We start from the raw sequence: 13,191 nt of genomic DNA on the forward strand, positions 1-13,191 counted from the left end.
TAATGAGAAAGGATTGAACATGACGTTGCGTACCCCGGTAAAATTTCGCTCCAAATTACCCGATGTTGGCACCACCATTTTTACTGTAATTGGCCAGCTTTCCGCGCAGCATAACGCCATTAATCTTTCTCAGGGCGCGCCCAACTTCCCGTGCGATCCGCAACTGGTGGCCGGTGTTACCCGTGCGATGCAGGATAACCATAACCAGTATGCGCCGATGACCGGCTTGCACGCGCTGAAAGAACGTATCGTGCAGAAGATAAGTGACCTGTACCACACTGACTATGACGTTGATAACGAAATCTTGATCACTGCCAGCGCCAGCGAAGGGCTCTACTCTGCGATAAGCGGGCTGGTGCACCCTGGCGATGAAGTTATCTATTTTGAGCCGTCGTTTGATAGCTATGCGCCGATTGTCCGTTTGCAGGGCGCCACGCCGGTGGCGATTAAACTGACAGTGCCGGATTTTGCCGTCAACTGGGATGAGGTGCGCGCCGCCATCACGCCGCGTACTCGGATGATCATCATCAACACGCCACACAATCCGAGCGGGCAGGTGTTCTCCCGCGAGGACCTGGAGCAACTGGCTGCAATCACCCGCAATACGGATATCGTGATCCTCTCCGACGAAGTGTATGAGCACGTGGTCTTTGACGGTGAACCGCATCACGGCATGGCGACGCACCCGCAACTGGCGGAGCGTAGCGTCATTATCTCCTCGTTTGGTAAAACCTACCATGTGACCGGCTGGCGCGTAGGGTACTGCGTTGCGCCTGCTGAACTGATGGAGGAGATCTGCAAAGTGCATCAGTTTCTGATGTTCTCTGCCGATACGCCGATGCAATATGCCTTTGCCGATCATATGCGCGATCCACAAAGCTGGCTGTCGCTATCGGCTTTTTACCAACGCAAACGCGACCTGCTGCACACTCTTCTGGCTGAATCGCCATTCCGTTTATTACCCAGCGCAGGCTCGTTTTTTATGCTGGCGGATTACAGCCATTTCAGCGAGGAGAGCGACAGCGAAATGGTGAAACGACTGATTACCGATTACGGCGTCGCCACGATCCCGTTGTCGGCGTTTTACACTGATGGTACTGATAACAAATTGATTCGCCTCTCTTTTGCGAAAGATGAAGCGACGTTAAGGGCAGGTGCGCAGGCCCTGTGCCGTGTTAAACCACGCTAAAGGAGCGTTAATAATGAAATTAAAAGCACTCTGTCTGGGCATGGGGTTGCTCTGCTCACTCTCTTCGTTTGCCGCCACGGAACTGCGTTATGGCGTGGAAGCGGAATATCCGCCGTTCGAAAGCCGCAACGCCTCTGGCGAACTCGAAGGGTTTGATATCGAACTGGGGAAAGCGATTTGTAAAGCCGCGCAGTTGAAATGCAGCTGGGTGGAAACGTCATTTGACGCGTTGATCCCGGGGCTGGTGGCGAAGAAGTTTGATGCTATCAACTCAGCAATGAACATCACCGAACAGCGCAAAAAGAGTATTGACTTCACGCAGCCGATTTACCGTATCCCTTCACAGTTAGTGGGAAAAAGCGGTGACGGCATGCAAGCAACGGCGGAAGGTCTGAAGGGCAAAACCATTGGCGTATTACAAGGATCTATCCAGGAAACCTACGCCAAAGAGCATTGGGAAAAGCAGGGTGTCACGGTGGTGTCTTACAAAGATCAGAATATGGCGTGGGCCGATTTGCTGAACGGTCGCATTGACGCCTCGCTGGTGATGTCCGCAGCAGGACAGGCCGGTTTCCTGAGCAAACCACAGGGCAAAGGGTTTGGCTTTATTGGCAAACCCGTGTCGGACGATACCATTCTCGGCAGCGGCATCGGTTTTGGGTTGCGCAAAGGGGATGACGCCACCAAAAAACAACTCGACGCAGCGATTGATAAAGTGCGTGCTGATGGCACCATCAACACGCTGGCGGCAAAATACTTCCCGGGTATTGACGTCAGCGTCAACGCACAGTAACGCCTTACTATTCTGGCCCCAGCCGTTTGATCTCCGGCCGGGGCTTTTTTTATTCCGCTGTATTTACCCGCCGCTATCCTTATCTTTACGTTGTTTTCGGGCTGATCCGATCGACAGGAAATATTTCACGGTTTGCGCAGATAATCAGCGCCCAACAATTGGATTCTCAATGAATTTTGTCTAGAGTGTGCGTTCATCAACAATCGCTTTTGCCGCTGTTTCGCGACACCGCGAAATGTCCATTTACGACCAGAAGGACGTGTTACCAGGCATGAACCGCAGACGATTTATTCAGGCATCCATGGCGCTCGCAGCAACGTACGGTACGACCGGCGTCGCTTCGCTTTTCTCCCGCGCGGCATTCGCGGCAGACTCCGATATCGCCGATGGCCAAAGCCGTCGTTTTGATTTCTCCGTGTTGCAGTCCATGGCGCACGATCTCTCGGCACAACCGTGGGGCGGCGCGCCGAAAGCGCTGCCGAATACGCTGGCAACGCTCACGCCGCAGGCTTACAACAGTATTCAGTACGATGCGAAACACTCGCTGTGGAATAACATCGACGGTCGCCAGCTTGATGTGCAGTTCTTCCATGTCGGCATGGGGTTCCGCCGCCGTGTACGCATGTTTTCGCTCGATCAACAAAGCCACCAGGCGCGTGAAATCCACTTCCGTCCGGAGCTGTTTAACTACCACGATGCTGGTGTAGACACCAAACAACTGGAAGGGCAAAGCGATCTCGGTTTCGCCGGTTTCCGCGCATTTAAAGCGCCGGAACTGGCGCGCCGCGATATTGTCTCCTTCCTTGGTGCCAGTTATTTCCGCGCGGTGGACAGCACTTACCAGTACGGCCTTTCCGCGCGCGGCGTGGCGGTTGACACTTTTACCGATACGCCGGAAGAGTTCCCGGACTTTACCGCCTTCTGGTTTGAAACCGCGAAACCGGCGGATACCTCATTCACCGTCTATGCGCTGCTCGACAGCCCGAGCATTACCGGTGCGTTTAAGTTCACCATCCACTGTGAAGCCAGCCAGGTGATCATGGATGTGGAAAACCGCCTGTTTGCCCGTAAAGCGATCAAACAGCTGGGCATTTCGCCAATGACCAGTATGTTTAGCTGCGGCAATAACGAGCGCCGCGTGTGCGACACCATTCATCCGCAGATCCACGACTCCGATCGTCTGGCGATGTGGCGAGGTAACGGCGAGTGGATTTGTCGCCCGCTGAACAACCCGCAAAAACTGCAATTCAATGCGTTTCAGGATACCAACCCGAAAGGCTTTGGCCTGCTGCAACTCGACAGGGATTTTTCCCATTATCAGGATGTGATGGGTTGGTACAACAAACGTCCAAGCCTGTGGGTTGAGCCGCGTAACAAGTGGGGCAAAGGATCCGTTTGCCTGATGGAGATCCCGACCACCGGTGAAACGCTGGATAACATTGTCTGCTTCTGGCAGCCGGAAAAACCGGTGAAAGCGGGGGACGAATTCACCTTTGAATATCGCCTTTACTGGAGTGCTATGCCGCCGGTGCGTTCACCGCTGGCACGCGTTTACGCCACCCGCACCGGCATGGGCGGTTTCCCGGAAGGCTGGGCTCCGGGGGAACACTACCCGGATAAATGGGCGCGTCGTTTCGCCATTGATTTCGTGGGCGGAGACCTGAAAGCCGCCGCGCCAAAAGGGATTGAACCGGTGATCACCTTGTCTAACGGTGAAGCCAAACAGGTAGAGATCCTCTATGTTGAACCGTTCGACGGTTATCGCATTCTGTTTGACTGGTATCCGACCAACGATTCCACCGACCCGGTTGAGATGCGTCTGTTCCTGCGCTGCCAGGGCGACGCCATCAGCGAAACTTGGCTGTATCAGTATTTCCCGCCCGCCCCGGATAAACGTAATTACGTTGACGACAGAGTGATGCGCTAAGCTTAAATTCTCCCCCGCAAGGGGGAGAATGCGTTGGGGAGGTCTAAATGGAAGATGCCCGGATTACCGTAAACGAACACATCATCCTGCATGCGGTGAATGACCGTTTTGTTCACGATCTCTACCAACTGGTGGTGAAAAACCGCGACTGGCTTCAGCAGTTTCTCGACTGGCCGCAGCATGTGCATTCCGTGGAAGACACCCGTAAAACCGTGCAAAGCAACATGATCCTGCATCAGCGCGGTTACGCCAAGACGTTTATGATCCTTCGCGATGAGGTACTGGTGGGGGTGCTGGCGTTTAACGCCATTGAACCGTTAAATAAGACGGCCTACATCGGCTACTGGATGGATGAAAATGCCTGCGGGCAGGGTATGTTGTCGCAATCGATGCAAGCGATGATCGATTTCTATGCCCGTCGCGGCACGGTTCGCCGCTTTGTCATCAAATGTCGTGTGGCAAACACGGCCAGCAACCAGGTTGCCAGGCGCAATGGTTTTACGCTGGAAGGCTGCCTGAAGCAGGCGGAATTTCTGAATGGTCACTATGATGATCAACATATCTGGGCGCGTATTGTCGACGGGTTACAGTGAACCAACAAGCGGTGTGCGGGTGATCATTTGCCCGTCATTAATTACTTTCGGCCCGCGCAGTAAAATACGTTCTCCGTCCCGCGCGTCCACCACGGCGTTATCGGTAATTTCAATCTGATGCTCGATCAGCACATCTCCCTGGATGCGCGCATTTCCCTGAATCACCACTTTTTCGTCCAGCTGTAATGGCCCGCCGCGCAGCCAGGCGTGACCACCGACCAGCACATGGTGTTTCAGGATGCAGTTTCCTTCCACGACAGCGTGTTCAGCCACTTGCGAGCTGTAGCGCAACGTGGGGATCTCATCGTCCTGTGTTCCGGCCACAATGCGGGCATTCCCGTAAACTTTGGCACAGTCACAAATCCAGACATCATTCAGTTCGTTGCCGTCAAGTAGGGCAAAATCGAACACTTCAGCCCGATGTTCAATAAACGCGTAATTGACGATGGCATCGCCGTAGATTTGCGCCTGGTGTACTACGCGGGAGTGGCTGACCGTTGCACGATCGTAGATTTGTAATAGCTGCTCGTTATCCGGAGTGAGCCCACGCGCAGCAATAATGGCGCAACCGCTGAGAATACGCGCATTGCCGTGTAGACGGCATACGCCGCGCACTGTTGAGGATTGTACAGTGACGTTGTCACTTAATTCGGCACCGTGGCTGATTTCACTGCCATCAACCCAGGCGTTATCGCGGATTTTTACCTCATGGCAGATAACGCACGGCTGGGTAATGCGTGCGTTATCCCGTACGGTACTGCCATAAAACACCATGCTATTTTCGTCGTAAATCCAGCAGTTTCCCTGTTGATCGAGGACATTTTCGCTATCGACCCAGCCACCGGCAGTTCCTGCGGCGACATCGCTAAAATCGCGCATAGCAATAAGCTGGCGCAGCGCGACCGTTTTTTTCTCTCCGCCCATCAGGTAACTCAACACCCGTTGCTCATCACTGAGCCGATACTTATTCATGTTACAGTTCTCCCATCAGCCTGAATTAACCGTAGCAAATTTTACGGCGCTGGCGATCCGGCGACGAAAACCATAAAATGCATTTAATATACATGTTAAAGTTTGAGGACCATAATGACGACACGCACCGACACCTGGTTTACTGAAAAATACAACATGACCCCGACGCACTCTGAAGTACTAAACGCCATGAACTACATTGCGCCGGGTAAAGCGCTGGATCTCGGCTGCGGCAATGGCCGCAACAGTCTGTATCTGGCGCACAAAGGCTTCGACGTTACCGCGTGGGATAAAAATCCCAACAGCCTGAGTAATCTGCAAAGCATCCGTGATGCGGAAGGGCTGGACAATCTGCAAGTGGCAGCGGCCGATCTGAACAACCTGCGTTTTGACGGCGAGTACGATTTTATTCTCTCAACGGTGGTGCTGATGTTCCTGGAAGCGAAGACCATTCCGGGGTTGATCGCCAATATGCAGCGCTGCACCAAACCGGGTGGCTACAACCTGATTGTTGCGGCGATGGATACGGCGGACTTTCCCTGCACGGTCGGCTTTCCGTTTGCTTTTAAAGAGGGGGAGCTGAGCAATTATTACGCAGGCTGGGAACAGCTGAAATACAATGAAGACGTCGGTGAACTTCACCGCACTGACGCCAACGGAAACCGCATCAAACTGCGCTTTGCCACGATTCTGGCACGCAAATCTGCGTAACGCGACTCCCGTGCGGGCCGCGCTGCCCGCATAATCCATTTTTTATCGGCATCGGCCATTTCGTTTTTCCCTTTTTACTTTGCTACTGTGCGGAGCACCGTACAAGCGCGCTCTTTTGCCATCAGTTGTACGGTGCCAATCCTGCAGGTATAAATCAGCGCACGGCCAGCAGGCAGAGTTGCAGCGCCACACGGTAAGCGTCTTCAAACGCGCTCAGGGGTAAAAACTCAAAACGGGAATGGAAATTATGCGCGCCGGTAAAAAAGTTCGGCGTTAGCAGACCCTTTGCCGACAGTGCCGCGCCATCCGTACCGCCGCGCATCGGCGTGGGTTTAGGCGTAATACCCAGCGATTCCATTGCCTGAAACAGCAAATCAATCGCCCGGCGATCCTCGCCAATGGCATTGCTGATATTGCTGTAGGTGTCGCTGATGCTGTACTCCACTTTGGCCGTCGGGTATTGCGCGGCGATAATCGCGGCCACATCGGCAATCTGCTGTTTACGGCGGGCAAAATTGTCGCTATCGAAATCACGAATATTGGCATTCAGCGTGGCATGCCCTTGTACCGCATCAAGGGCGTTAAACCAGATATACCCTTCGCGGCCTTCAGTATGTTCCGGTGTTTGCTGGCGATCAAAATGGCGGATGTAGTCCATGGCCATCAGTAGCGGGTTGACCAGCACGCCTTTTGCCGACATTGGGTGTGCAGTCACGCCGGTAAAACGGATCTGCGCGCTGGCGGCGTTAAAATTCTCATAGACGATTTCACCCCGCTCGCAGCAGTCGATAGTCCAGGCAAAATCCACATCAAAGCGTTTTAAATCGAGCGCTTTTGCCCCCCGCAAACCCACTTCTTCATCCGGCACAAATGCCACCACGATATCGCCATGCAGATGCGCTGCGGTGAGGTTCTCCAGCAGCGTCATCACAACCGTTACGGCGGATTTATTGTCCGCACCGAGTACGCTGGTGCCGTCACTAAAAATAATGTCTTCGCCAGGATAGGCGAGGATTTCCGGATGCTCGCTTACCCGTAGCCAGATATCTTTTGACGGATTCAGACAGAGATCTTCACCCTCAAAACGCAAAATTTGCGGATGAATATGCGGCGACAAACCGACATCTACGGTGTCAATGTGGGTGATAAAACCAATGCGCGGCGCGCCGGGAACCGTGCCTTTTTTTACCGCCGTCACGGTGGCGTGATCGTCGAGGACAACCTCGTCCAGCCCAAGTGATGTCAACTCATTCGCCAGTTCACGCGCCATATCGAATTGCCCGACGGTCGTCGGTAACGTGGTGGCGGCAGCATCGCTCTGGCTGGTGATGGCGAGATAACGAAAGAAGCGTTGCGTTAATTGACTGGCAAGCGACGACGGCATAGTGATTCCTTCTTTATTTGTAATATCAGGTGTTTGCACATTCGCTTTAATGTTATTTATGAGAGGGCAAACAACAAGCATTTACAATAAAACAACAGGAAAAACTATGATTAGCAAACCGACAACACTTGCTCTGGTGTTGGCCGCGCTGACAGTGAGTTCTACTGTGGCGGCAAAAACACTGGTCTATTGTTCAGAAGGTTCACCGGAAAATTTCAACCCGCAACTCTATACCTCCGGCACCAGCGTCGATGCCAGCGCCGTGCCTGTCTATAACCGACTGGTGGACTTTAAAGTCGGCACTACCGAGTTGCAACCGAGTCTGGCAGAACGCTGGGAGGTCAGTGAAGATGGCAAAATCTATACCTTTCACTTGCGCAAAGGGGTGAAGTTTCAAAGCAATAAATATTTCACGCCAACGCGGGATTTTAACGCGGACGATGTCATCTTTTCGTTTATGCGCCAGAAAGATCCGCATAATCCCTATCACAATGTCTCTAACGGCACCTACTCAAACTTTGAAAGTCTGGAATTCGGCAGCCTGATCACCGCCATCGATAAAGTCGACGACAATACGGTACGCTTTACCCTCGCTCACCCGGAAGCGCCGTTTGTTGCTGACCTGGGCTGGTATTTCGCCTCGATTCTGTCGGCGGAGTATGCCGACGCGATGCTGAAAGCCGGCACACCGGAACGGGCGGATAGTGATCCGATAGGCACCGGGCCGTTCCGCCTGGCGCAGTACCAGAAAGATTCGCGCATTTTGTTCACCGCGTTTGATGACTACTGGCAGGGTAAAGCGAAAATCGATCGACTGGTTTTTAGTATCACCCCGGATGCTTCCGTACGCGTGGCAAAACTGGAAAAGAATGAGTGCCAAGTGATGCCTTTCCCGAACCCGGCAGATCTGCCACGGCTGAAAGAGAACAACGCGATCACGCTGATGAGCAAAGCCGGGCTGAATACCGGCTTCCTCGCGTTCAATACGCAAAAAGCGCCGCTGGATAATGTGAAAGTACGGCAGGCGTTGGCCATGGCAATCAACAAACCGGCCATTATTCAGGCTGTGTTTCAGGGTACGGGTACTGCGGCGAAAAACCTGTTGCCGCCCGGCGTCTGGAGCGCTGACAGCACGTTAAAAGATTACGACTACGATCCGGAGAAAGCCAAAGCGTTGCTGAAAGAGGCCGGCGTCGCGCCTGGAACCACCATCGACCTGTGGGCAATGCCGGTGCAGCGCCCCTACAACCCGAATGCCAAACGCATGGCCGAGATGATCCAGGCGGACTGGGCAAAAGTGGGCATTCAGGCGAAAATCGTCACTTACGAATGGGGTGAATACCTGAAACGTGTGAAGAGTGGTGAGCATCAGGCGGCTTTAATGGGCTGGACCACCGCAACCGGCGACCCGGATAACTTCTTCGGCCCGTTATTTACCTGTACTTCCGCCAACGGTGGCTCTAACTCGGCAAAATGGTGCTATCAGCCGTTTGACAAGATTATAGCAGAAGCTAAAGCCACGACCGATCATGATAAGCGCGTCGCGCTGTATAAACAGGCGCAGCAGATGATGCACGATCAGATGCCTGCGGTAATGATTGCCCATTCGACGATTTTTGAACCGGTACGTAAAGAGGTGCAGGGGTATGAAATCGATCCGTTCGGTAAACATATTTTCTGGCCGGTCGATCTGAAAAAATAAACCGCCGCCGCCTGGTTTCCCGGGCGGCCTTTTCCCTCCGGCGTAGTGCCCCTTCGTTTGCTATAACTTAATGGCAATTCTGCACTCAAGGGACATGCCTATGCGTACTCATGCGTTAATTAGCGTTGCCGCTATTACTGGCCTGCTGGTGTTGTCAGGCTGCGCGTCAAAAGTGACACAACCGGAGAAGTACTCCGGTTTTTTAAAAGACTACTCTGGGTTACAGGAAACAACCTCGGCGACCGGAAAACCCGTGCTGCGCTGGGTCGCGCCAGGTTTTGATCCGGCGAAATATGACTCGATTGTTTACCATCCGGTGACATACTACCCGGTGGCAAAACCGACCAAACAGATCACTCAACAGGTGCTTGATGGTGTGCTCACTTATACCAACACGAAATTGAAAGCCGCAGCCGCGGCGCGAAAACCGTTGGTGACCTCGCCGGGCCAGCATAGCCTGATCTTCCGCGGTGCAATAACCGGTGTGGACGCCAGCAAACAGGGATTGCAGTTCTATGAAGTGGTGCCGGTGGCAATGGTGGTCGCGGGCACGCAGATGGCGACAGGTCATCGCACCATGAATACACACCTCTATTTTGAAGGCGAACTGATAGATGCACAAACGAACGCCCCGGTGCTGAAAGTGGTGCGTGAAGGCGAGGGGAAAGATCTCAGTAATGAAAATGCGCCGGTCACTGTCGATGCCATGAAACAGGTCATTGATGGTATGGCGACCGACGCCACCCTGTTTGATATCAGCAAACGTTAGCTTTTCGCCGCAGCAGACGCCCGCTCAGCCAGCTTTCCGGGCGGGCAAACATCACCAGATTGCCGGTCAGAATCAACAGCAGGCCGGCAATGCCATTGATATGCCAGACATAGCCTTCATAGAAAGTCGAAATGGTCAGCGCAACCAGAGGAAACAGCAGCGTACTGTAGGCGGCTTTGCCGGGGCCGATTCTGCCGACCAGCGTAAAGTAGGCACCAAAGGCGACAACCGAACCGAACAACGCCAGATAGACCAGTGCGCCCAGGTAGCTGACCGTCCACTGCGGGGAAAAATCATCGCCGCGCAACAGGGCAATCATCCCCATGATCAGCGTCCCGTACAGCATGGCCCAGCTATTGGTGGTCATGGTCTGCAACCCTTTGCGCTGATGGCGCAGGCTTATCATATTGCCAAACGAAAAACCCAGCGTGCCCAGCGCCGAAAGGGCAATGCCCATCAACAGTGTACTGTTCCAACCGCTGGCAACCAGATCCTGCCAGAATAGCGTCACGATACCCGTTAACCCCAGCAGGGCGGCGACAAAAAAGCGCGCCGGGGGTTTCTGACCAAAAAACAGGAAGCTGTTTACCGCGTTAAACAGTACCGCCATGGAGAAGATCACCGACTCCAGCCCGGTATTGATCCATGCAGCAGCAGTATAAAAACACCAGAAGTTAAAGCCAAACACGCAGCAACCTTGCAGCAGGCAAAACAGGTGATCGCGGAGCGGCAGGGCGCGCAGCTTGCCGCGAACGGCCAGTATCAGCATCATGGCAGCGGTGGCCAGCGCGAAGCGCCAGAAAATTGACACCGGCGCGGGCACCGGCCCCTGTTGTAAAAAAATCGCAATCCAGGTTGTCCCCCAAATCACCACCACCAGGCCATAAAGCAATGCGTTCATGTTGATTCCCTATCGATAAAACGAACGCTGAGTGTGGCAAGAAAGGGAGGCGCGGGCTTGCACGGATTTGCCGCAGACTTGCATATTCTTGCGCTTTTGTTTGCACAATGCTGGTATCCGCTGTCCGCTATTTATAGACTGACTACCTGGTTACTATTAGATAATTTCTGTGAATGTCTGACCATTACGACGCTTTTGAAAACCTGCGTAAACACAACGCCGTGCTGCACAACTCGGTGTCGCTTCACTCTGGGATCCAGCTGGCGGCGTGGTCAAATAAACGCGATAACATCACGCAATATTGCGATCACCATACCCTCAGCCTGTATATCGCCGATGGCTACGAGAGCTATCACAAAACCGCATACGGCTGGAAAAATGGCGGGGGACCGGACCGGTTTTGTCTGATGCCGAAAGAGAGCGAATCGGTATGGGATATTCGCGACGACCTCTCCTTTGTGCATCTCTACTGCACCGATGAACATTTGCGTGAGGTCGGTGAACGGGTGTGGGATCGCAGCCCGGCCACCTTCACCCTGGACGAAAAAACCTTTGCCCAGGATCCACGTATCACCACGCTTTATCGCCAGTTTCTGCTGGACTGCGACTGGCAACAAAACGCCAACCAGCTAACGCTGAGCACCGCCTCAACGCTGCTCCTGACGCACCTGGTGCAGCACTACAGCAATGTGCAGTGGCAATTGCCGACGGTTACGGGCGGCTTAGCGCCGGTCGCGCTGCGCACGGTGCTGGAGTATATCGATGCGCACTTGTCGCAACCGTTGCTGTTGTCGGATCTGGCGGCACAGGCTGCTCTCAGCGAATATCACTTTGCGCGCATGTTCCGCCAGTCGATGGGGGTTGCGCCGCATCAGTTCGTCATGCAGCGCCGAATGATGCATGCCAAAACGCTGTTAACCAGTAGTGACCAGCCGTTGACCGCCATTGCGCTAGCCTGTGGGTTTAACTCCGCCAGTCACTTTAGCAACCGGTTTAAAGCCGCGACGGGGTTCACGCCTTCGCAATTACGTGCGGCGCGCCAGCGTTAATACGCCGTAGCACACACCTCCGATCGCTAATCCCCAGAATGCTGAACCGATCCCTAACAATGTGACGCCGCTGGCGGTCACCAGGAAGGTGACAATGGCAGCATCACGATCGCTCTCTTTCGCCAGCGCCTGCTGCAGGCTACCGCTAATGGTCCCCAGTAACGCCAGTCCGGCCAGCGTCTGGATCCAGCTTAGCGGCAATGCGGCCAGAACAGCGGTAATCGCACCGCCAAACATACCCGCCAGTACATAGAAAACCCCAGCAGCAGCAGCGGCCAGCCAGCGTTTACCCGCATCCGGGTGGGCATCCGGACTTTGACAAATGGCGGCGGTAATGGCGGCAATGCAAATAGAATAGACCCCGAACGGGGACAGCAGCAGCGCCAGCGCACCGGTAAAGATGATCAAGGGCGACACCGGAACACGGTAACCAGCGGCCTGCATGGTGGCGAAGCCGGGGGCATTCTGCGATGCCATGGTTGCGAGAAAAAACGGAATACCGATGCTCAGCAGCGTGGTCCCGTTGAATGCGGGCGCGATAAACGTTGGCGTGACGATGGCAAGTGAAATACTCTGCGTGACAACGTCACCACTAACGATTGCCACCAGTGCGCCAATCATTAATGTTGCAACAATAGCATAGCGCGGCGCGAGGGCTTTACAGACAAGCCAGGCCAGTAGCATACTGCCGCACAATGCAAAATGGTCCCCCAGATTGCTAAATGCCTGCAGGCCAAAACGGAGTAGAATCCCCGCCAGCATGGCTGCCGCCAGCGTATGAGGAATGACTTTCATAAGCCTGGCAAATAACCCGGTCACACCGCACACCACAATTAGCCCATTGGCGAAGATAAATACGCCAACGGCCTCGTTCAGGGAAACACCCTGCAAACTGGTGGCGAGAAGCGCCGCGCCGGGCGTTGACCAGGCGGTCAGCACAGGCACACGGTACCACAGTGTTAATGCCAGTGTACTGACGCCCATGCCAAGGCCAAGTGCGGTCATCCAACCGGCAATCTGCCCGGGTGTGGCACCGGCGGCAGAAGCAGCCTGCCAGATAATGGCGGCAGAGCTGGCGTAGCCCACCAGTACGGCAACGAACCCCGCCAGCACGCTGGTAAAGGGGATGGACGTGTTAAAGGGCAGAGTGGTAAGGCGCATAAGGTTTCCTTGTGCGTTATAGCATCCGACTAATTTATCA

General features: G+C 54.2%; 12 protein-coding genes. 8 read left to right on the forward strand and 4 right to left on the reverse strand.

Annotation, left to right across the window (positions count from 1 at the left end; all coding sequences use genetic code 11):
• Positions 1-19 precede the first annotated feature (19 nt).
• The 4 genes from ABGA49_RS00455 (at position 20) to rimL (ending at position 4,502) form a co-directional block, all read left to right on the forward strand.
• Positions 20-1,189 (forward strand): pyridoxal phosphate-dependent aminotransferase, encoded by a 1,170-nt coding sequence (locus ABGA49_RS00455; protein ID WP_347664947.1) that lies wholly within the window; start codon positions 20-22, stop codon positions 1,187-1,189.
• A 13-nt stretch (positions 1,190-1,202) separates the two neighbouring features.
• Positions 1,203-1,982: an ABC transporter substrate-binding protein gene (locus ABGA49_RS00460; RefSeq protein WP_061496048.1), complete on the forward strand. Its 780-nt coding sequence runs from the start codon at positions 1,203-1,205 to the stop codon at positions 1,980-1,982.
• Positions 1,983-2,253: 271 nt separating this feature from the next.
• On the forward strand, positions 2,254-3,909 hold the full coding sequence (locus ABGA49_RS00465; protein WP_061496046.1) for a glucan biosynthesis protein: 1,656 nt from the start codon (positions 2,254-2,256) through the stop codon (positions 3,907-3,909).
• Between the two features lie 47 nt (positions 3,910-3,956).
• Complete coding sequence (gene rimL, locus ABGA49_RS00470; protein ID WP_347664948.1) at positions 3,957-4,502, forward strand: 50S ribosomal protein L7/L12-serine acetyltransferase; 546 nt, start codon at positions 3,957-3,959, stop codon at positions 4,500-4,502.
• On the opposite strand, the gene ydcK is transcribed toward rimL, so the two are convergent.
• Positions 4,494-5,474 (reverse strand): YdcK family protein, encoded by a 981-nt coding sequence (gene ydcK / locus ABGA49_RS00475; RefSeq protein WP_167352645.1) that lies wholly within the window; start codon positions 5,472-5,474, stop codon positions 4,494-4,496. The genes rimL and ydcK overlap by 9 nt on opposite strands.
• A gap of 114 nt (positions 5,475-5,588) precedes the next feature.
• Between ydcK and tehB the strand changes: the two genes are divergently transcribed.
• Positions 5,589-6,185 carry a tellurite resistance methyltransferase TehB gene (tehB, locus tag ABGA49_RS00480; protein ID WP_347664949.1) on the forward strand — a complete coding sequence of 199 codons (597 nt, stop codon included), beginning with the start codon at positions 5,589-5,591 and terminating at the stop codon, positions 6,183-6,185.
• A gap of 154 nt (positions 6,186-6,339) precedes the next feature.
• Here tehB and pepT read toward each other — a convergent pair whose 3' ends face one another.
• On the reverse strand, positions 6,340-7,569 hold the full coding sequence (gene pepT / locus ABGA49_RS00485; RefSeq protein ID WP_347664950.1) for a peptidase T: 1,230 nt from the start codon (positions 7,567-7,569) through the stop codon (positions 6,340-6,342).
• Positions 7,570-7,675: 106 nt separating this feature from the next.
• On the opposite strand from pepT, the gene ABGA49_RS00490 reads away from it, so the two are divergent.
• Both ABGA49_RS00490 and ABGA49_RS00495 read left to right on the forward strand, forming a co-directional pair.
• Complete coding sequence (locus ABGA49_RS00490; protein ID WP_347664951.1) at positions 7,676-9,271, forward strand: ABC transporter substrate-binding protein; 1,596 nt, start codon at positions 7,676-7,678, stop codon at positions 9,269-9,271.
• A 100-nt stretch (positions 9,272-9,371) separates the two neighbouring features.
• Complete coding sequence (locus ABGA49_RS00495) at positions 9,372-10,040, forward strand: DUF3313 domain-containing protein (protein ID WP_347664952.1); 669 nt, start codon at positions 9,372-9,374, stop codon at positions 10,038-10,040.
• On the opposite strand, the gene ABGA49_RS00500 is transcribed toward ABGA49_RS00495, so the two are convergent.
• Positions 10,027-10,941 (reverse strand): DMT family transporter, encoded by a 915-nt coding sequence (locus ABGA49_RS00500; protein ID WP_061496032.1) that lies wholly within the window; start codon positions 10,939-10,941, stop codon positions 10,027-10,029. The two genes, ABGA49_RS00495 and ABGA49_RS00500, sit on opposite strands and share 14 nt — an antisense overlap.
• Positions 10,942-11,114: 173 nt before the next feature.
• On the opposite strand from ABGA49_RS00500, the gene ABGA49_RS00505 reads away from it, so the two are divergent.
• Positions 11,115-11,990: an AraC family transcriptional regulator gene (locus tag ABGA49_RS00505; protein WP_347664953.1), complete on the forward strand. Its 876-nt coding sequence runs from the start codon at positions 11,115-11,117 to the stop codon at positions 11,988-11,990.
• Here the strand turns inward: ABGA49_RS00505 and ABGA49_RS00510 are convergent.
• On the reverse strand, positions 11,967-13,151 hold the full coding sequence (locus ABGA49_RS00510; protein ID WP_347664954.1) for a benzoate/H(+) symporter BenE family transporter: 1,185 nt from the start codon (positions 13,149-13,151) through the stop codon (positions 11,967-11,969). The genes ABGA49_RS00505 and ABGA49_RS00510 overlap by 24 nt on opposite strands.
• Between the last annotated feature and the right edge of the window lie 40 nt (positions 13,152-13,191).

The sequence above is a fragment of the Kosakonia sp. WA-90 genome (assembly GCF_039871955.1).
GTDB lineage: Bacteria > Pseudomonadota > Gammaproteobacteria > Enterobacterales > Enterobacteriaceae > Kosakonia > Kosakonia oryzendophytica.

Coding starts and splice junctions, on each gene's coding strand:
- ABGA49_RS00455 (WP_347664947.1), top strand. CDS start 20: ATGACGTTGCGTACCCCGGTAAAATTTCGCTCCAAATTACCCGATGTT.
- ABGA49_RS00460 (WP_061496048.1), top strand. CDS start 1,203: ATGAAATTAAAAGCACTCTGTCTGGGCATGGGGTTGCTCTGCTCACTC.
- ABGA49_RS00490 (WP_347664951.1), top strand. CDS start 7,676: ATGATTAGCAAACCGACAACACTTGCTCTGGTGTTGGCCGCGCTGACA.
- ABGA49_RS00505 (WP_347664953.1), top strand. CDS start 11,115: ATGTCTGACCATTACGACGCTTTTGAAAACCTGCGTAAACACAACGCC.
- rimL (WP_347664948.1), top strand. CDS start 3,957: ATGGAAGATGCCCGGATTACCGTAAACGAACACATCATCCTGCATGCG.
- ydcK (WP_167352645.1), bottom strand. CDS start 5,474: ATGAATAAGTATCGGCTCAGTGATGAGCAACGGGTGTTGAGTTACCTG.
- ABGA49_RS00495 (WP_347664952.1), top strand. CDS start 9,372: ATGCGTACTCATGCGTTAATTAGCGTTGCCGCTATTACTGGCCTGCTG.
- ABGA49_RS00510 (WP_347664954.1), bottom strand. CDS start 13,151: ATGCGCCTTACCACTCTGCCCTTTAACACGTCCATCCCCTTTACCAGC.
- ABGA49_RS00500 (WP_061496032.1), bottom strand. CDS start 10,941: ATGAACGCATTGCTTTATGGCCTGGTGGTGGTGATTTGGGGGACAACC.
- pepT (WP_347664950.1), bottom strand. CDS start 7,569: ATGCCGTCGTCGCTTGCCAGTCAATTAACGCAACGCTTCTTTCGTTAT.
- tehB (WP_347664949.1), top strand. CDS start 5,589: ATGACGACACGCACCGACACCTGGTTTACTGAAAAATACAACATGACC.
- ABGA49_RS00465 (WP_061496046.1), top strand. CDS start 2,254: ATGAACCGCAGACGATTTATTCAGGCATCCATGGCGCTCGCAGCAACG.